12 protein-coding genes are annotated in these 17,953 nt (G+C 61.9%); 5 read left to right on the top strand and 7 right to left on the bottom strand.

Features of this window, described 5'->3' with window-relative positions; genetic code table 11:
• Positions 1–81: 81 nt before the first annotated feature.
• The gene (locus BLQ09_RS03290; RefSeq protein WP_092355301.1) at positions 82–1,914 is read left to right on the top strand and encodes an ABC transporter ATP-binding protein; all 1,833 of its coding nucleotides are present in this window, start codon (positions 82–84) and stop codon (positions 1,912–1,914) included.
• 226 nt (positions 1,915–2,140) lie between these two features.
• A complete protein-coding gene (gene aqpZ / locus BLQ09_RS03295; protein ID WP_092355304.1) occupies positions 2,141–2,842 on the top strand; it encodes an aquaporin Z in 702 nt (233 codons plus the stop codon).
• Positions 2,843–2,851: 9 nt separating this feature from the next.
• On the opposite strand, the gene BLQ09_RS03300 is transcribed toward aqpZ, so the two are convergent.
• Positions 2,852–3,976, bottom strand: a complete 1,125-nt coding sequence (locus BLQ09_RS03300) for a GNAT family N-acetyltransferase (protein WP_092355484.1) — start codon at positions 3,974–3,976, stop codon at positions 2,852–2,854.
• A gap of 283 nt (positions 3,977–4,259) precedes the next feature.
• Here BLQ09_RS03300 and BLQ09_RS03305 point away from each other — a divergent pair, with 283 nt between their 5' ends.
• Complete coding sequence (locus BLQ09_RS03305; protein ID WP_027603753.1) at positions 4,260–5,603, top strand: putative porin; 1,344 nt, start codon at positions 4,260–4,262, stop codon at positions 5,601–5,603.
• A gap of 107 nt (positions 5,604–5,710) precedes the next feature.
• On the opposite strand, the gene BLQ09_RS03310 is transcribed toward BLQ09_RS03305, so the two are convergent.
• The 5 genes from BLQ09_RS03310 to aceK all read right to left on the bottom strand — a co-directional run bounded on the left by BLQ09_RS03310 (position 5,711) and on the right by aceK (position 13,810).
• Complete coding sequence (locus BLQ09_RS03310) at positions 5,711–5,956, bottom strand: anti-sigma factor family protein (RefSeq protein WP_027603752.1); 246 nt, start codon at positions 5,954–5,956, stop codon at positions 5,711–5,713.
• Positions 5,950–6,564, bottom strand: a complete 615-nt coding sequence (locus BLQ09_RS03315; protein ID WP_027603751.1) for an RNA polymerase sigma factor — start codon at positions 6,562–6,564, stop codon at positions 5,950–5,952. Before BLQ09_RS03315 ends, BLQ09_RS03310 begins: the two co-directional genes overlap by 7 nt.
• Before the next feature lie 17 nt (positions 6,565–6,581).
• Entirely contained in the window at positions 6,582–7,703 is a 1,122-nt protein-coding gene (locus tag BLQ09_RS03320) for a beta-ketoacyl-ACP synthase III (protein ID WP_027603750.1), read from the bottom strand.
• Between the two features lie 361 nt (positions 7,704–8,064).
• The gene (gene hrpA / locus BLQ09_RS03325; RefSeq protein WP_092355307.1) at positions 8,065–11,976 is read right to left on the bottom strand and encodes an ATP-dependent RNA helicase HrpA; all 3,912 of its coding nucleotides are present in this window, start codon (positions 11,974–11,976) and stop codon (positions 8,065–8,067) included.
• A 118-nt stretch (positions 11,977–12,094) separates the two neighbouring features.
• Positions 12,095–13,810: a bifunctional isocitrate dehydrogenase kinase/phosphatase gene (aceK, locus tag BLQ09_RS03330; protein ID WP_092355310.1), complete on the bottom strand. Its 1,716-nt coding sequence runs from the start codon at positions 13,808–13,810 to the stop codon at positions 12,095–12,097.
• Between the two features lie 405 nt (positions 13,811–14,215).
• Between aceK and BLQ09_RS03335 the strand changes: the two genes are divergently transcribed.
• Together BLQ09_RS03335 and BLQ09_RS03340 are read left to right on the top strand one after the other, a co-directional pair.
• Complete coding sequence (locus BLQ09_RS03335; RefSeq protein WP_371914486.1) at positions 14,216–15,826, top strand: methyl-accepting chemotaxis protein; 1,611 nt, start codon at positions 14,216–14,218, stop codon at positions 15,824–15,826.
• Between the two features lie 52 nt (positions 15,827–15,878).
• Positions 15,879–16,763, top strand: a complete 885-nt coding sequence (locus tag BLQ09_RS03340) for a DMT family transporter (RefSeq protein ID WP_027603746.1) — start codon at positions 15,879–15,881, stop codon at positions 16,761–16,763.
• Positions 16,764–16,793: 30 nt separating this feature from the next.
• Here the strand turns inward: BLQ09_RS03340 and BLQ09_RS03345 are convergent, their stop codons facing one another.
• Positions 16,794–17,654: a DMT family transporter gene (locus BLQ09_RS03345; protein WP_092355313.1), complete on the bottom strand. Its 861-nt coding sequence runs from the start codon at positions 17,652–17,654 to the stop codon at positions 16,794–16,796.
• Positions 17,655–17,953 lie beyond the last annotated feature (299 nt).

Raw genomic sequence — 17,953 nt, forward strand, 5'->3', positions numbered from 1 at the left:
GTCTGCAGGAAACTCCGCGCACGGCCCACAAGGCCGCGCGCGCATTTGAAAGGAGAGCCCGCCAGGCGGGCGTCAACCCTAATGCTCTATCGTCGTTTTGAACAACTGATCGATATTTTCCGCGACGCACCCAGCGCCGCCCCTCCCGACAAAGTCCTGCCCTTCTACCTCTACTACCTGCGCCAGGTGTGGCCGCACTTCGCCGCCTTGCTGGTGGTGGGCCTGATCGGCGCGCTGATCGAAGTCGCGCTGTTCAGCTACCTGAGCCGTATCATCGACCTGGCCCAGGGCACGCCACCCGCCAACTTCTTCCAGCTCCACAGCACCGAGCTGATCTGGATGGCCGTGGTCGCCCTGCTGCTGCGCCCGATCTTCGGCGCCTTGCACGACCTGCTGGTGCACCAGACCATCAGCCCCGGCATGACCAGCCTGATCCGCTGGCAGAACCACAGCTACGTGCTCAAGCAGAGCCTCAACTTCTTCCAGAATGACTTCGCCGGGCGTATCGCCCAGCGCATCATGCAAACCGGCAACTCCCTGCGCGACTCCGCCGTGGCGGCAGTGGACGCTATCTGGCACGTGGCGATCTACGCCATCAGCTCCCTGGTGCTGTTTGCCGAGGCCGACTGGCGCCTGATGATCCCACTCGTGACCTGGATCGTTTGCTACAGCCTGGCGCTGCGCTACTTCGTGCCGCGCGTGAAAGAACGCTCGGTGATCTCGTCGGAGGCACGCTCCAAACTGATGGGCCGCATCGTCGACGGCTACACCAACATCACCACCTTGAAGCTGTTCGCACACACCCAATACGAGCAGCAGTACGCCAAGGAAGCGATCATCGAGCAGACCGAAAAAACCCAGCTGGCCAGCCGCGTGGTGACCAGCATGGACATCGCAATCACCAGCATGAACGGCCTGCTGATCGTCACCACCACCGGCCTGGCCCTGTGGCTGTGGACACAGTCGCTGATCTCGGTGGGCGCGATTGCCCTGGCTACCGGCCTGGTGATTCGTATCGTCAACATGTCCGGCTGGATCATGTGGGTGGTCAACGGCATCTTCGAAAATATCGGCATGGTGCAGGACGGCCTGAAAACCATCGCCCAACCCCTGGCCGTGATTGATCGCGACAACGCCCCGCGTTTAAGCGTGCCCCGTGGCGAAGTCCGCTTCGAGCACGTGGATTTCCACTACGGCAAGCAGAGCGGGATCATTGGCGGCCTGAACCTTGAGATCAAGGCCGGGGAAAAAATCGGCCTGATCGGCCCGTCCGGCGCGGGCAAGTCGACCCTGGTCAACCTGCTGCTGCGCCTCTACGACCTGCAAGGCGGGCGGATCCTGATCGACGGCCAGGACATCGCTGAAGTGGCCCAGGAAACCCTGCGCGAACAGATCGGCATGATCACCCAGGACACCTCGCTGCTGCACCGTTCGATCCGCGACAACCTGCTGTACGGCAAGCCGGACGCCACCGACGAAGAACTCTGGGCCGCCGTGCACAAGGCGCGTGCCGACGAGTTCATCCCGCTGCTGTCGGACTCGGAAGGGCGTACCGGGCTGGATGCCCACGTGGGCGAACGCGGGGTGAAACTCTCCGGTGGGCAGCGTCAACGTATCGCCATTGCCCGTGTACTGCTCAAGGATGCGCCGATCCTGATCATGGACGAAGCCACCTCGGCGCTGGATTCGGAAGTGGAAGCGGCGATCCAGGAAAGCCTGGAAACCCTGATGCAAGGCAAGACGGTGATTGCGATTGCGCACCGGTTGTCGACCATCGCGCGGATGGACCGCCTGGTGGTGCTGGAGAAAGGCCAGATTGCCGAGACGGGCAGCCATGCCGAGCTGCTGGCCCATGGCGGCTTGTATGCACGTTTGTGGCAGCACCAGACCGGTGGGTTTGTCGGCATCGACTGAAGCAAATGTGGGAGGGAGCTTGCTCCCGATAGCGGTGGGTCAGTCACCACATTTTGCGACTGACACTCCGCTATCGGGAGCAAGCCCCCTCCCACATTTGGTGGCCTGGATTTGTGTAAAAACCATGCTGTACTCAGTGCAGTGCCCAGACGGGCGCTGAAGTAAATCTGCAGGGAGCATCACTGATTTACTGATTGGGTAGAGCGATCTATCAAGGACGTGCTGCATGTCTTTGTTCAAGCGTTCAGTCACAGAGGGGTTGGGAACGTTTTGGCTGGTGTTGGGCGGTTGCGGGAGTGCGGTGTTGGCCGCCGCTTTTCCCGCCGTCGGGATCGGGTTGCTGGGTGTGGCCCTGGCGTTCGGGCTCACGGTGCTGACCATGGCGGTGGCCATCGGGCATATCAGCGGTTGTCACCTCAACCCGGCGGTATCGGTGGGGCTGGTAGTGGGCGGGAGGTTTCCGGCCAGGGAGTTACCGGCGTACATCGTGGCCCAAGTCATCGGCGGGGTGGTCGCCGCCGCATTGTTGTACTTCATCGCCAGTGGCAGGCCGGGCTTTGAACTGGCCGGCGGGCTGGCCTCCAACGGCTATGGCGAGCATTCGCCGGGCGGCTATTCAATGGCAGCGGGGTTTGTCTGCGAGCTGGTGATGACAGCGATGTTCGTGCTGATCATCCTCGGCGCCACCGACCACCGTGCCCCGAAGGGCCTCGCGCCCATCGCCATTGGCCTGGCCCTCACCTTGATCCACCTGATCTCCATCCCCGTGACCAACACCTCGGTCAACCCGGCCCGCAGTACCGGCCCGGCCTTGATCGTCGGCGGGTGGGCGATCCAGCAGTTGTGGATGTTCTGGCTCGCGCCGATCCTGGGTGCGGTGGCGGGCGGTGTTGTCTATCGATGGCTGGGCAAGGAGGAGCCGGCCTGAGGCAAAGGGTCAGCCCTGCCGGTAAGGCAGGGCTGCCCTCGCCTCTTCGGCATACGCCACAATCCCCACCCGTTCGCGCTCGAGGAAATCCTCGACGGCATTCTTCAAGCCGGGATGGCGCAGGTAGTGCCACGACCGGGTGATCACCGGTTCAAACCCGCGAATCAATTTGTGCTCACCCTGGGCGCCGGCGTCGAAGCGTTGCAGGCCGTGGGCGATGGCGTAATCCATGCCCTGGTAGAAGCAGGTTTCGAAATGCAGCCGGTCAAACTCCGCCAGGCAACCCCAGTAGCGGCCGTAGAAGCTGTCGCCACCGATCAGGCTGAAGGCCATGGCCACTGGGCGTGTGCCTTGCTTGGCCAGCACCACACGGATCGCCTCGGGCATGCGTTCGGCGAGCAGGCTGAAAAATTCGCGGGTCAGGTAGGGTGTCTGGCGGCGGACCGCGTAGGTATTGGCGTAGCAGGCGTAGACAAAATCCCATTGCGCCTCGCTCAACTCGTGGCCTTGCAACCACTGGAAGTCGATGCCCTGCCCCGCCACTTGTTCGCGCTCCTTGCGCATCTGTTTGCGCTTGCGGGAACTGAGGGCATCGAGAAAATCCTGGAAGTCACGGTAACCACGGTTCTGCCAGTGAAACTGACAACCCAGGCGCTGCAACCAACCCGGTTGTTGGGCTAACGCCTCATCGGCCAAGCCGTCGGTGAAGTTGATATGGGCACTGGAGAGCCCTTCGATTTCCAGGTAGCCCGGCAGGCTCTTCAGCAGTTCGAAACCATCGTCGACGCTGGCCGCCAACAAGCGGGGGCCGCTGACCGGGCTGAATGGTACGGCCGTCAGCAGCTTGGGGTAGTAATCAATGCCCGCACGCTCGCAGGCATCGGCCCAACCATGGTCGAACACGTACTCGCCATAGGAATGCCATTTGCGATAACTGGGCAATGCCGCCACCAGGCGGTCGCCTTCCCAGTGCAACAAATGTTCCGGTTGCCAGCCCGATTGAGGGCCCAGGCTGGCACTGTCTTCCAGCGCGCTGAGGAAGGCGTGCCGCACAAAGGGCTGGGCGTCCGGCACCAGTGCGTCCCAGGCCTGCGGAGCGATTTCGGACAGGTTGTCCAGGCGTTGCAGCGGCATCGGCATCCTCACTACGTCATGGCATGAAAGCCTGGCGAGTATCGCTTATCGCAGGTCCGGGCACACCCCCAAATCGCCCGACAAGGCTCTAAATCAATAGTTCCATTCTTAAATAATTTGTCATCTACATGACATCACTTCGCCACTGCGCCGTCATAAACGATCGTGATACTGACGCCTGTTTTTAGAGCGCCTGGTTCTATCAGGTGGTTACTTTTCCGTCCGTCATCGGTCGGTTGTGTCCTGGATGGTTTGCCATCCCTCCTCACTTTCGGAGATTGATATGCGTCTTGCTTCCACTAAAACTGCAGCGGCCCTGTGCGGGGGCCTGTTACTGGCCCTGAGCGTTCCGGCCAGCGCTGCAGTCGACGCTAAATTGCTCGACATGCTCAAGGCCAACGGCCAGATCACCGCTTCGCAGTACACCGAACTGCAAAACGAGTTGGCCAAAGACCAGAAAGAACAGCAGATCGCACGGCAAGCTCAACAAGAGACCAACGAACAGATCGCGGCCACCGCGAAGAAAACCAACGAGCTGAGCAGCTTCGACCAGAAGCTGGCCTGGGCCGCCAAGACTCAGTTCAAGGGTGATGTGCGCATGCGCCACGAGACCATCAAGGTCGAAGGCGAAAATGGCGTTACCCGCGCCGGCGTCACCGGTCGTGACAAGGACCGCGAACGGATCCGCGCGCGCCTCGGCGCCTACACCGAAATCAACCCGCAGGTAGACACCGGTATTCGTATCGCCACCGGCGGCGGCAGCGATGCGCGCTCCACCAACCAGGACCTGGACGGCTACTTCGATAAAAAATCGATCTGGCTGGACCTCGGCTATATCGACTACCACCCCGACCAGATCAAAAACCTGCACATCATTGGCGGCAAAATGCTGCAGCCCTGGGTCAACATGGGCGATGTGATCTGGGATAGCGACATCAACCCGGAAGGCCTGGCACTCACCTACAAGTACCCACTGGGCGGCAGCGCCGAGCTGTTCGGCAGCCTGGGTAACTACAACCTCAAGGACAACGTGGACGGTGACGGCGTGCAGTACCGCCATGACCTGCGCCTGACCACCGGCCAGTTGGGGACCCGCTTCTCGGTGACCGACAACCTGAAAATGACCCTGGGCGGCAGCGTCTACGCCTACCAGAACGATGAAGACAGCCGTGCCTCAGGCACCAGTACCCCGAACGTGCTGGCAACCAACGGCAACACCCCCAACGGCGAGTTCCGCCTGTATGAAGGCTTCGGTCAAGTCGATATCGGCGGCCTGGCGGTCCCCCTGTCGTTCTACGGTCAGTACGTGAAAAACAACGACGCAATCGACGATGCGGACACGGCCTGGTTGCTGGGTGCCAAGTCCAAGGTGTTCGGTTTCAACCTGGACTACAACTACCGCGACGTGCAGAAAAACGCCGTGGTGGGTGCCTTCACCGATTCGGACTTCGGCGGCGGCTTCACGGGTTCCCGTGGTCACAAGTTCAAAGTCGGCTATGACATCGACAAGAACTTCGCCGTCGGCGCGACCTACTTCCTGACCAAGACCGACACCTACAGCCGCACGCTGGTGGACGGTAGCGCCAAAGCCAACACCTTCCAGCTGGATGCAGAAGCCAAGTTCTAAAGATAAGTGTTCAAGACCTCGGGCCAGGACGGCCCGAGGTGGCTGTACCAGACTTGCGTGGGTGGATCGGTCCCCATCATCCGTCCGATCGCCCCACGCGAGCCTGCTTATTCCCCGCCTTTCTGATCCTTGAGCCGCTCGGCAGCCAGCCGCTGCGCCAAGGCATCCACATCCTTCACCGGTTCCTGCGGCAGCATCCGCAACGTCGCCTGCAGCAGGCGCATCTGGCGGATAAACCGTCGGCAGTTGGGGCAGAACATCAAGTGATGACGCACCAGCAGACGTTCGCGAAAGGTCAATTGCCCATCGAGATAGTCACTGGAACGTGCCACTTGTTCTTTACAGGTCAACATTCGCCCGTTTCCTCAAAATGCTCCACCGTGGCGAAGACTTTAAGCCGTGCTCGATGCAACAGCACGCGGACATTGGAGAGTGAGAGCGTCAGAAGATTACAGATCTCCTCCAGCTCCAACCCCTGGCGTTCACGCAGCACCAGCACGCTGCTTTGCAGTTCGGACAAACTCAGCAACGTGTGCTCCAGGCACTTGCGCAGTTCATCCTCGGTCAGCAAGGCTTCCGGGGTGTCCTGGTGCCAGGCATACGGGGCGACGGCCCAGTGGCCATCATCGGGGGAGAATCGATCATCGCCGATGGTGCCGTGGGGCGAAGGCAAGTCGTCGAGCAGCACTTCCCGGCGATTCTGCTTGTAGCGCCCCTTGGCGGCGTTGGCGGTGATGGTCAGCAGCCAGGTCTTGAGGCTGGAGCGCCCTTCGAATTTGGCCAGGTTGCGCACCACCGACAGCCAGGCGTCCTGCACCACTTCGTCGGCATGGCGCTGGCCGGCGATGGCATACGCCACCGCCCGCATCGCGCTTTGGTACGTGGTGACCAATTCCTTGTAGGCCCGTTGCTCGCCCTTGAGCAGTCGTTCAAGCAGGTGCGCGTCGTCCGCTGCTGCCATTCAAGACCTCGATTGTCTTAACGCTTGCGCAGGATCACGCTACCGATCGAATAGCCTGCGCCAAACGAACTGAGGACCGCGACGGCGCCCTTGGGCAGATCGTCCTGGTAGGTGTGGAATGCAATCACCGAACCCGCCGAGCTGGTGTTGGCGTAAGTATCGAGGATCACCGGTGCTTCTTCCACCGTGGCTTCGCGGCCCAGCAGTTTCTTCACGATCAGGTGGTTCATGCTCAGGTTGGCCTGGTGCAGCCAGAAGCGCTTCACATCGGCCACGTTCAACTGGTTCTCGGCCAGGTGCACACCGATCAGCTCGGCGACCATCGGGCACACGTCGCGGAAGACTTTGCGGCCTTCCTGCACGAACAGCTTGTCGGGCGCACCGATGCCCTCTTCCGCCGCGCGGTTGAGAAAGCCGAAGTTGTTGCGGATGTTATTGGAGAACTTGGTCAGCAGCTTGGTGCTCACCACGTCGAACTGATGCTCGGACGTTGCCAGGTCGGCGCGCTCGAGGACCACCGCCGTGGCGGCGTCGCCGAAGATAAAGTGGCTGTCGCGGTCACGGAAGTTCAAGTGGCCGGTGCAGACTTCCGGGTTGACCATCAGGATCGCCCGGGCCTGGCCCAGCTGGATGCTGTTGGCGGCGTTCTGGATGCCGAAGGTCGCCGAGGAGCACGCCACGTTCATGTCGAAACCGAAGCCTGCGATGCCCAGGGCTTCCTGGACTTCGATGGCGATGGCCGGGTAGGCACGTTGCAGGTTGGAACAGGCGACGATCACACCATCGATGTCGGCGGCAGTCTTGCCGGCGCGCTGCAGGGCCTGCTCGGCGGCACCAATGGCCATCTGGCAAAGCACCGACCACTCGTCATTGCTGCGTTCGGGCAGGCGCGGCGCCATGCGCTGCGGGTCAAGGATGCCGTCCTTGTCCATCACGAAGCGGCTCTTGATGCCCGAGGCTTTTTCGATGAACGCAGCGCTCGACTCCGTCAGCGCCTGGACTTCACCGCGCTCGATGGCAGCGGCGTTGTCCGAGTTGAACTGGTGCACGTACGCATTGAAAGACTGCACCAGTTCTTCGTTGCTGATGCTGTTGGCAGGGGTGTAAAGGCCAGTGCCGCTGATGACGACGTTATGCACGATCGTTCCTCTAAATCTGTCAGGCAGATGATATTGGTACCGACGTACCAAACCGTAAGTAGTTCTATTCCGCCCAGCGGACATCAAACTGGCATCGCTTTATTCCATCGCGCCGTGGCTACACACCAGCCCATCACGACGATCCCGGCATTTATAACCGCGAAGTTTGCCACAAACCCTGGGGTTTGGCGCCATATGCCGGATAAACACCCCGATCAAAACGCCATCAAGTTTCAATGTGGGAGGGGGCTTGCCCTGATAGCGGTGTACCAGACACAGGTTCTGCCACTGACACATCGCTATCGGGGGCAAGCCCCCTCCCACATTTGGACCTGTCTGGTCTGGATAACCGAGAAAGGGATCAGGCCTCGACCAGGCTCCACTGCTTGCTCAAGCGCTTGTCGGAAATCGGCACCTTGGTCCCCAACTGCTGGGCAAACAACGACACCCGGTATTCCTCCAACCACCAGCGATAAAGTTCCAGTTGCGGGTCGCGCTTGCCTTCCTGGGTGTGCTTGTTCAAGCGGTTCTGGTACTGCGCCCACAGGCCGCCCAGTTCGCTGCTCCACACACGATCCTTTTGCACCTGGCTAGGCAGTTTCTCCAGGCGCAATTCGATGGCCTTGAGAAAACGCGGCAATTCCTTGAACCACTGCGCCGGGGTTTCGCGCACAAAGCCGGGATACACCAGGCTGCTCAATTGCTGCTTGATGTCGTTCAGGGCCACGGCCTGGGCCAGGTCGATCTTGCCCTTGAAGCGCTTTTGCAGGCCATGCCAGAGCTTCAGCACTTCCAGGGTCAGGCGCGCCAGGCGTTCGGCGTGTTCGGTCCAACTGCCACGCTTGCGTTCAGCCAGCGCCGCCAACCCAGCACCGTCACGGGGCAAACTGGCTTCGCCTTCCAGCACACAGGTGTCGAGGCTGGCCAGCAGGATGTCTTCCACCAGGGCGTCGATACGCCCCAGTTCGCGGTACATCAGGCCCAGTTCAGTGAGGCCGGGCAATTTGCCGCGCAGGAATTTCGCCGGTTCCGCTAATTGCTGCATCAGCAGGCGCTGCAACGCACGGCGGTGCTGGAACTCAGCCTCGGCGGCGGTGGAAAAACGGCCCTCTTTCACGGTGCCGTTTTCTTCCACCAGCGCCGGATAGACCGTCATCGACAGCCCGGCGATCTTCTGCTGGGTTTTCTCGGCCACCGCCGCGAACACCTTGGCCTCCACCGGCTGCTGGCTTTTCGCGGTGTGCGGCACGGCCAGCGCGGCCTGGCTGGCTTCGGCAAACCGCGCAGTCAACTCGGCCAGGTCGCGGCCTTCGCCGAGGAACTTGCCCTGGCCGTCGACCACTTCCAGGTTCATCTTCAGATGGTTTTCCACCTGCTGCGCCGCTTCGGCCCAGGCCTCATCGCTGACCCGCGCCCCGGTCATGCGCAGCAATTCGCGCCCCAATGCCTGGGGCAGCGAACCCTGGCCAAACTCGATGCGCTGCAGCGCCGCCTTGACGAAATCCGGCACCGGCACGAAGTTCTTGCGCAGGGCCTTGGGCAGGTTGCGCACCAGGGCGATGCACTTGGCTTCGATCAGCCCCGGCACCAGCCATTCCAGGCGCTCCGGCGGCAAGGCTGGCAGCAGCGGTGCCGGTACGCGCAGGGTCACGCCGTCGCGGGGGTGGTTGGGTTCAAAGTGGTAACTCAGGGCCAGTTCCAGGTCGCCCAGGTGCAGGGTGTCCGGGTAATGGGCGGCAGTGACTTCACTGGCCTCGCGGGCCAGCACGTCTTCCTCGCGCATGATCAGCAACTGCGGGTCTTTCTGGCTGTTGACCTTGTACCAGCTGTCAAAGGTGGCGGTCTGGTGGATCTCCGCCGGCAGCCGTGCGTCGTAGAACGCGTACAAGGTCTCTTCGTCGGCCAGGATATCGCGGCGGCGCGCCTTGGCTTCCAGTTCGTCAAGCTGCTCCAGCAGTTGCTGGTTGGCCGTGAGGCACTTGGCGCGGGACTGGATCTCGCCACGCACCAAGCCTTCGCGAATAAACAACTCCCGCGACACCACCGGGTCAATCGGCCCGTAATGCACCGGCCGACGCCCGACCACGATCAGCCCGAACAGGGTGATCTGCTCGAACGCCACCACCTGGCCGCGCTTCTTCTCCCAGTGGGGCTCGAAGTGGTTTTTCTTGATCAAGTGCCCGGCCAGCGGTTCGATCCAGTCGGCATCTATCTTCGCCACCATGCGCGCATACAGCTTGGTGGTTTCCACCAGTTCGGCGGTCATCAGCCATTGCGGGCGTTTCTTGCCGATACCCGAGGACGGGTGGATCCAGAAGCGTCGCTGACGGGCGCCGAGGTAATCGCCGTCTTCGGTCTTCTGGCCGATCTGGCTGAGCAGGCCGGACAGCACCGCCTTGTGCAGCTTGGGGAAATCCGCCGGTTCTTTGTTGACGGTCAACTGCATGTCGCGGCAGATCAGGCTCAACTGGCGATGGGAGTCGCGCCACTCGCGCAGACGCAGGTAGTTGAGGAAGTTCTTGCGACACCAGTTGCGCAGCGGGCTGGCGGTGAGTGCCTGGCGCTGCTCTTCAAAGCCACGCCACAGATTGACCAGCCCGGCGAAGTCCGAGTCCGCATCTTTCCACTGTGCATGGGCCTGGTCGGCGGCCTGCTGGCGCTCCGGTGGGCGCTCGCGCGGGTCCTGGATCGACATGGCGCTGGCCACGATCAACACTTCCTGCAAGCTGCCGAGCTTGGCGGCTTCAAGCAGCATGCGGCCCATGCGCGGGTCCACCGGCAGGCGCGCCAACTGGCGACCCAATGGCGTGAGCTGGCTGTTGCGGTCGACGGCCGAGAGTTCCTGCAACAGGTTGAAACCGTCGCTGATGGCCTTGCCGTCCGGCGGTTCGATAAACGGGAAATCGGTGATTTCGCCCAGGCGCAGGTGCAGCATCTGCAGGATCACCGCCGCGAGGTTGGTGCGCAAAATCTCGGGATCGGTAAATTCCGGACGGCCGATAAAATCCTCTTCGCTGTACAAGCGAATGCAGATCCCCGGCTCCACCCGGCCGCAACGGCCTTTACGCTGGTTGGCACTGGCCTGGGAAATCGCCTCGATCGGCAGGCGTTGCACCTTGGCACGGTAGCTGTAGCGGCTGATGCGTGCGGTGCCGCTGTCGATTACGTAACGAATGCCCGGCACGGTCAGCGAGGTTTCCGCGACGTTGGTCGCCAGTACCACGCGGCGCCCTGGATGGGACTGGAAAATGCGCTGCTGTTCGGCCGGCGACAGCCGCGCGTACAACGGCAGGATCTCGGTGTGCTTGAGCTGGGCCTTGCGCAGCATCTCGGCTGCATCGCGAATCTCGCGCTCGCCGGGCAAAAATACCAGCACGTCGCCAGGGCTGCGGCGTTCGCTGCGCTCATAGGCGGCGATTTCATCAAGGGTGGCGAGGATCGCCTGGTCGACGGTCAGGTCGTCTTCGACGCGGTTGCCCTCCTCGTCCTGTTCCAGGGTCAATGGGCGGTACCAGGTGTCCACGGGGAAGGTGCGGCCCGAGACCTCGACAATCGGTGCGTCGTCGAAGTGCTTGGAAAAACGCTCCAGGTCGATGGTCGCCGAAGTGATGATGACTTTCAGGTCGGGACGACGCGGCAGCAGGGTCTTGAGGTAACCCAGCAGGAAGTCGATGTTCAGGCTGCGTTCGTGGGCTTCGTCGACGATGATCGTGTCGTAGCGTTCCAGGTAACGGTCGTTCTGGGTCTCCGCCAACAGGATGCCGTCGGTCATCAGCTTGATCAGGGTGTTGGCATCGCTCTGGTCTTCGAAGCGCACCTGATAGCCGACCAACGCGCCCAGCGGCGTGGCCAACTCTTCGGCGACGCGGCTGGCGACGCTGCGCGCAGCGATCCGGCGTGGCTGGGTATGGCCGATCAGGCCATATTGGCCGCGGCCGATCTCCAGGCAGATCTTCGGCAACTGGGTGGTCTTGCCCGAGCCGGTCTCGCCGGCAATGATCAGCACCTGATGCTTTTGCAGCGCGTCCTTGATCTCATCGCGCTTGGCGGCGATCGGCAGGCTGTCGTCGTAACGAATCACCGGCAGGCTGGCCCGCCGCGCCGTGACCTGGGCGCAGGACGCCTGCATGCGCGTAACCCACTGCGCCAGCTTCTCCTCGTCGGGCTTCTTGCGCAGCTCGAGCAACTGGCGCCGCAAGCGGTGGCGGTCGGCGAGCATGGTGTGGTCGAGGTTTTTCAGCAGTTGGTCGATAGCGGGCGCTTGGTCAGTCATCAGGTACGCAAAGGTCGTCTATTTATGCCGGGTGCGGATTGTCGCAGAAAAGCAGCTGCGAGCGGCAAGCTTCAAGCGGCAAGTCAGGGCGGATCTGCTTTTACTTGCCGCTTTGAGCTTATGGCTGCTCTTTTCTTTTATAAGGGAAGACATCGATCACCTTGCCTGCACGAATCGCCTCCTGCAGGCCTTTCCAATAATCAGCGTTATACAGCTCGCCGTGCAGTTCATCGAACAGCTTGCGCTGGCCGGCGTCGGCGAACAGGAACGGCGGGAACTCTTCCGGGAACACGTCCAGCGGGCCGATGGAGTACCAGGGCTCCGAGGCCATTTCATCCTCGGGCGTGCGCGGCGCGGGGATGTGGCGGAAGTTGGCTTCGGTGAGAAAGCAGATTTCGTCGTAGTCGTAGAACACCACGCGGCCGTGACGGGTGACGCCGAAGTTCTTCAGCAGCATGTCGCCGGGGAAGATGTTCGCTGCCGCCAGTTGCTTGATCGCCAGGCCGTAGTCTTCCAGGGCTTCGCGCACCTGGGCGGGGTTGGCGTTTTCCAGGTAGAGGTTGAGCGGGGTCATGCGCCGTTCGGTCCAGCAGTGGCGGATCAGCACGGTGTCGCCTTCCACTTCTACGGTGCCGGCGGCGACGTCCAGCAGCTCCGCCAGGCACTCGGGCTCGAACTTGCCCAGGGGAAAGCGGAAGTCGGCGAACTCCTGGGTATCGGCCATGCGCCCGACGCGGTCGACGCTTTTGACCAGGCGGTACTTCTCGATCACCGTGGCGCGGTTGACGTTTTTCGACGGTGAAAAACGGTCCTTGATGATCTTGAACACGGTATTGAAGCCCGGCAGGGTGAACACGCTCATGACCATGCCACGCACGCCGGGGGCCATGATGAATCGATCGTCGGTGGTCGCCAGGTGGTTGATCAGCGCGCGGTAGAACTCCGACTTGCCGTGTTTATAGAAACCAATCGAGGTATACAGCTCGGCAATGTGCTTGCCCGGCAGGATGCGCTTGAGAAAGCCGATGAATTCCGCCGGCACCGGCACATCGACCATGAAGTAGGAGCGGGTGAACGAAAAGATGATCGACACCTCCGCCTCGTCGGTGATCAGCGCATCGATCTGGATGCCCTGGCCTTCGCGGTGCAGCAGCGGGATCACCAGGGGCCATTGTTCGTCGCGGGTGTAGATGCGCCCGACGAGGTAGGCGCCTTTGTTGCGGTAGAGCACCGAGGAAAACAGCTCGACCTTGAGGTCCGGGTCCTTGCACACCCAGTCCGGCAGGTTTTCCCGCAGTTGGGCTTCGAGGCGATGCAGGTCGGCTGCCAGGTCGGCGTAGGGCTCGCTGAAACGATAGTCGGCAAAAATCTGCGCGAGCATCTCGGGAATCTGGCCGGCGGGCGCGTAGGTACGGGTTTGTGCCGCCCGTGCCCGGCGCAGGCTCGGCCGCGTGGTGTGGATGAACATGCAGCCGTCGCTGATCAGGTCATGGCTGAACAGCCCGCAGAAGATCGAGTTGTACCAGGTCTCGGACAGCTCATCGTCAAAGCGCAGGTCGATCAGGCCGATATAGGCGCTTTTCACCAGGGGCCACAGGTCAATGTCGAGCAATGCGCTGCCCTCGAAGTTCGCACGCAGGCGCGCGCTGACTTCACCGACCTTGTCTTCGTACAGGTTGATCCGCGCCGCCGACGCCGCCTGCCCCTGTTGCCACTGGGCCTTTTCGAAACGCTCGCGGGCGCCATCGGTGATCTGGCGAAAGTGTTCGCGGTAATCGTCGAAGCCTTCGAGGATGGTGCGGGCGATAGCGAGGGCAGGCGTGGATAGCGACATGCGGGAAACCTCGAGCGGGCATCGGGAAGCCCTGAGCTTAGCCAGTGTACGCAGGCAGGAGAAGGGTCATTTTTTGCACTGACCTGTACAAGTCTGTTCATTTCGTACATTTATTTTCAATTTTTTTAATTCGACCATCCGGTCAATAAACGCACCTTACAGTCGATCCGCGTTTGATCCACAGGCCTTGAGCGCCGTGGCCTGGCAGGTAGAAGCCGGAAAACCGCCAACCAGAACGGCCGCGGGTCCTCCATAAGGCTTTGGATCCAACTAAGGGAAACCCCGATTACCACCTTGATGGCACTTTGATATATAGCGCGCCCTCTCCCACCCTAACAAGGTCCGAAGACCGATCCGGGAGCAGGTTCTAATCGCCCAAGGAGCATTGAGATGTCATTGAGGAACATGAGGATCGGTCTGCGTGCCAGTCTGAGTTTTGGGGTTTTGGCCAGCTTGCTGGTGATTGTGGGAATGTTTGGCCTGGGCCAGATGGCCAAGCTGCGGGAAAGTGCGCTGGTCATTGAGCAAACCTGGATGCCGAGCATCGAGAATATCCATGACAGCGCAGCCTTGGTGGCCACCATCCGCCTGGAGTCCCTGCGCCTGGTGAGCACCGACGAATCTCGCGTGCGTGACACCAGCAGAGGCCTGATCAGCCGCACCAGCAGCGAACTGCAAGCCCTGCTCGATCGTCATGAAACCTTGCTGAGCAATGACGAAGAGCGCGAACTGCTGAAAACCCTCAAGGGCAATGTCGCGACGTACCTGGCCATCGTCGGACAGATGGTTGCGTTGGTGGACAAGGATCAACAGCAAGACGCCCTCGACCTGCTCGTCAGCCGCCTCGCCCCCCAGGGCACGATCCTGAGCCAGAGCCTGGAAAACCTGATCGTCTTTAACCAGAACGGCGTCGAAGCGGCGGCCGATTCGGCCGCACAGATGTATTCGAGCGCACAGTGGATTGTCGGCCTGATTATCGCAGTCGCATTGATCGCCACCTTGCTGCTGGCCTGGCTGCTGACCCGCAGTATCACCGCGCCGATCGGCCAGGCCCTGAACGTGGCGCGCACCATCGCCGCCGGCGACTTGAGCCAGCCGATCGTGGTGCGCGGCCATGACGAACCCGCGCAATTGCTGAGCGCCCTGGCGACCATGCAAGCGCAGCTGCAGACCACCATCCGAGGCATCAGCGAATCGGCGCAGCAACTGGCTTCCGCCGCGGAAGAAATGAGCGCGGTGATGGAACAAAGCACGCGCGGCCTGCAGGCGCAGAACGATGAAATCGAGCAGGCGGCCACCGCCGTGACCGAGATGAGCACGGCGGTGGACGAGGTCGCGGGTAATGCGGTGTCCAGCGCCGAGGCGTCCCAGGCTTCCGATGAGGACAGCAAGCACGGCCACTACCAGATCAGCGAAACCATCAGCTCGATCCAGAACCTGGTGGACGAAGTGCTCGGCGCCTCGAACAAGGCCGAAGGCCTGGCGCTGCAAGCCCAGGACATCAGCAAGGTGCTGGAAGTGATCCGTGGCATCGCCGGGCAAACCAACCTGCTGGCGCTCAACGCCGCGATTGAAGCGGCGCGTGCCGGTGAAGCCGGGCGTGGGTTCGCGGTCGTCGCCGACGAGGTGCGTTCGCTGGCACAGCGCACCCAGGACTCCACCGAAGAAATCGAACAGATGATCACCGGTATCCAGCAAGGCACACAGGCCACCGTCGAGGCGCTGAACAGCAGCGCCGAGCATGCCGGCCAGACCTTGCAGCGAGCCAACAGCGCCGGCAGCGCCCTGGAAAAAATCACCGCCGCCATCTCGCAGATCAGCCAGCGCAACCTGGTGATCGCCAGCGCCGCCGAGCAACAGGCGCTGGTAGCGCGCGATGTGGACCGCAGCCTGGTGAACATCCGCGACCTGTCCACCCAGACCGCCGCCGGCGCCACCCAGACCTCGGCCGCCAGCCAGGAACTGTCGCGGCTGGCGGTGGACCTGAATGGGCTGGTGACGCGGTTTGTCCTGTAATCAATGAAGGCGGCGTGCAACACTCGCGGCCTTATTGATGTAGGAGTGTTCCGTGAGGCCCGTTGACACCCTTTACCTGCTGGGGCTCGCCGCCATCTGGGGCGCGAGCTTTCTGTTCATGCGCATTATCGCGCCGGAAATCGGCACGGTGCCGACCGCATTTTTCCGCGTATCGATTGCCGCCGCCGGGCTATTGGTGATCCTGGCGATGGCGCGGGTGAACTGGGATTTCCAGGGCAAGTTCAAGACAGTCCTGTTGCTGGGGGTGATCAACTCGGGGATCCCGGCGACCATGTATTCGGTGGCCGCCCAGGTGCTGCCGGCGGGTTACTCGGCGATCTTCAATGCCACCACGCCGTTGATGGGGGTGTTGATTGGCGGGCTGTTTTTCAGCGAACGCCTCACCCCGTCGAAAATCGCCGGGGTGTGCCTGGGTCTGTTCGGTGTAGGCGTGCTGACCCGTGCAGGACCGGTGGCGTTTGACCTGGAATTATTGATGGGCGCACTGGCTTGCCTGTTGGCCACCACCTGTTATGGCTTTGCCGGGTTCCTCGCCAGGCGCTGGCTGGACCAGCGCGGCGGCCTGGACAGTCGTCTCGCGGCCCTGGGCAGCATGCTGGGCGCGACGCTGTTTCTGCTGCCGTTGTTTGCCTACAGCGCGATCAGCCATCCGCCGGCGAGTTGGGGGGGGTGGCAAGTGTGGCTGTCGTTGCTGGGGTTGGGGCTGGTGTGTACGGCGTTTGCGTACGTGTTGTACTTCCGGCTGCTCACCGCGATTGGGCCGGTGAGGTCGATGACCACCACCTTCCTGATCCCGCCGTTCGGCGTGTTGTGGGGGGCGTTGTTGCTCGACGAGCCGTTATCGATGGCGCATTTATATGGCGGCGTGTTGATTGCCGGGGCGTTGTGGCTGGTATTGCGGCCTCGAAAACCGTAGGCGCCGGCTGGCCGGCACCTACGGGGGGCATCAGTTTTTGCGGAACACGAAGACCAGCCCAATGATGATCAAGCCCATCCCCAACAGGCTCAGCATCGCGAGCCGATTGCCGAAGATCAGGTAATCCATCACCGCCGTCACCGCCGGCACCAGGTAGAACAGGCTGGTGACGTTCACCAGGTTGCCCCGGGCGATCAGGCGGTACAGCAACAGCGTTGCCAGCAACGACACCACCAGGCCCATCCACAGCACCGGCAGGTAAAAGCCGGCGTTGTGTTCAACATGGAACGGCTGGAACGGCACGAACACCGAACACAACAGCAGCCCCGCCAGGTACTGCACCGGCAGGGTACCAAGGGGGTTGTCGGTGATGCGCTTTTGCATGATCGAGCCGAAGGTCATGCTTGCCAGGGCCAGCAGCCCGAACAGCATCCCGGCCAGGGACATGCCCGCCAGCCCGATGCCTTGGTAGACCACCATGATCAGCCCGGCCAAGCCCAGACTCAGGCCGAACATCCGGCGCCAGGATCGCTGGCGCTCCATCAGCACCACGGTGAGGATCGGCTGCACCCCCATGATGGTCGCCATGACGCCGGGGGTGACGCTGAGGTCCAGGGCCAGCAGATAGAAAATCTGATAGGCCCCCAGCAACACCAACCCGGTTGCCGCCGCGTACAACAGGGGCTTGCCGGGACGCGGCAGTTTCAGCTTGAGGATCGGCACCAGCACCACCAAGCCTGCAAGGGCGACGGCAAAGCGGATCAGCAGGAAGGCGAAGGGTGACGCATGGGCCAGGCCCAGCTTGGAGAAGATCGCCCCGCTGCTCCACAGCAGGACAAACAGGCTCGTCGAGGCCGCCGCGGCCACGGAGTGTTTCGAAAGAACGGACATGGTTACCACCTGTAATCAGGCAAAAAAAGCCGATTCAGCCGCAGAGGCTGAAATTCAGTAGTTTTTTTCAGGCAGGCAGAGCGGGCACAGCAACGTGCCGATCAGCCCGAAATGCCAACACCCGGCGGTGATACGACTGCGTACACCGGCGTGCTACTGACAGGTGGGGGGTAGTGACTGATCTGCGCAGGCTGCTTGTTCGCGCACGGCACGCGCACAGCGTTGACCGCTGAATCGACTACCGCTATGCGCAGGGAAGCTGGCATGTGCTGATCTTTTTGAAGGGATAAGGACGCGAG

The organism is Pseudomonas sp. NFACC25, from assembly GCF_900100935.1.
In the GTDB taxonomy this organism is placed as follows: Bacteria; Pseudomonadota; Gammaproteobacteria; order Pseudomonadales; family Pseudomonadaceae; genus Aquipseudomonas; species Aquipseudomonas marginalis.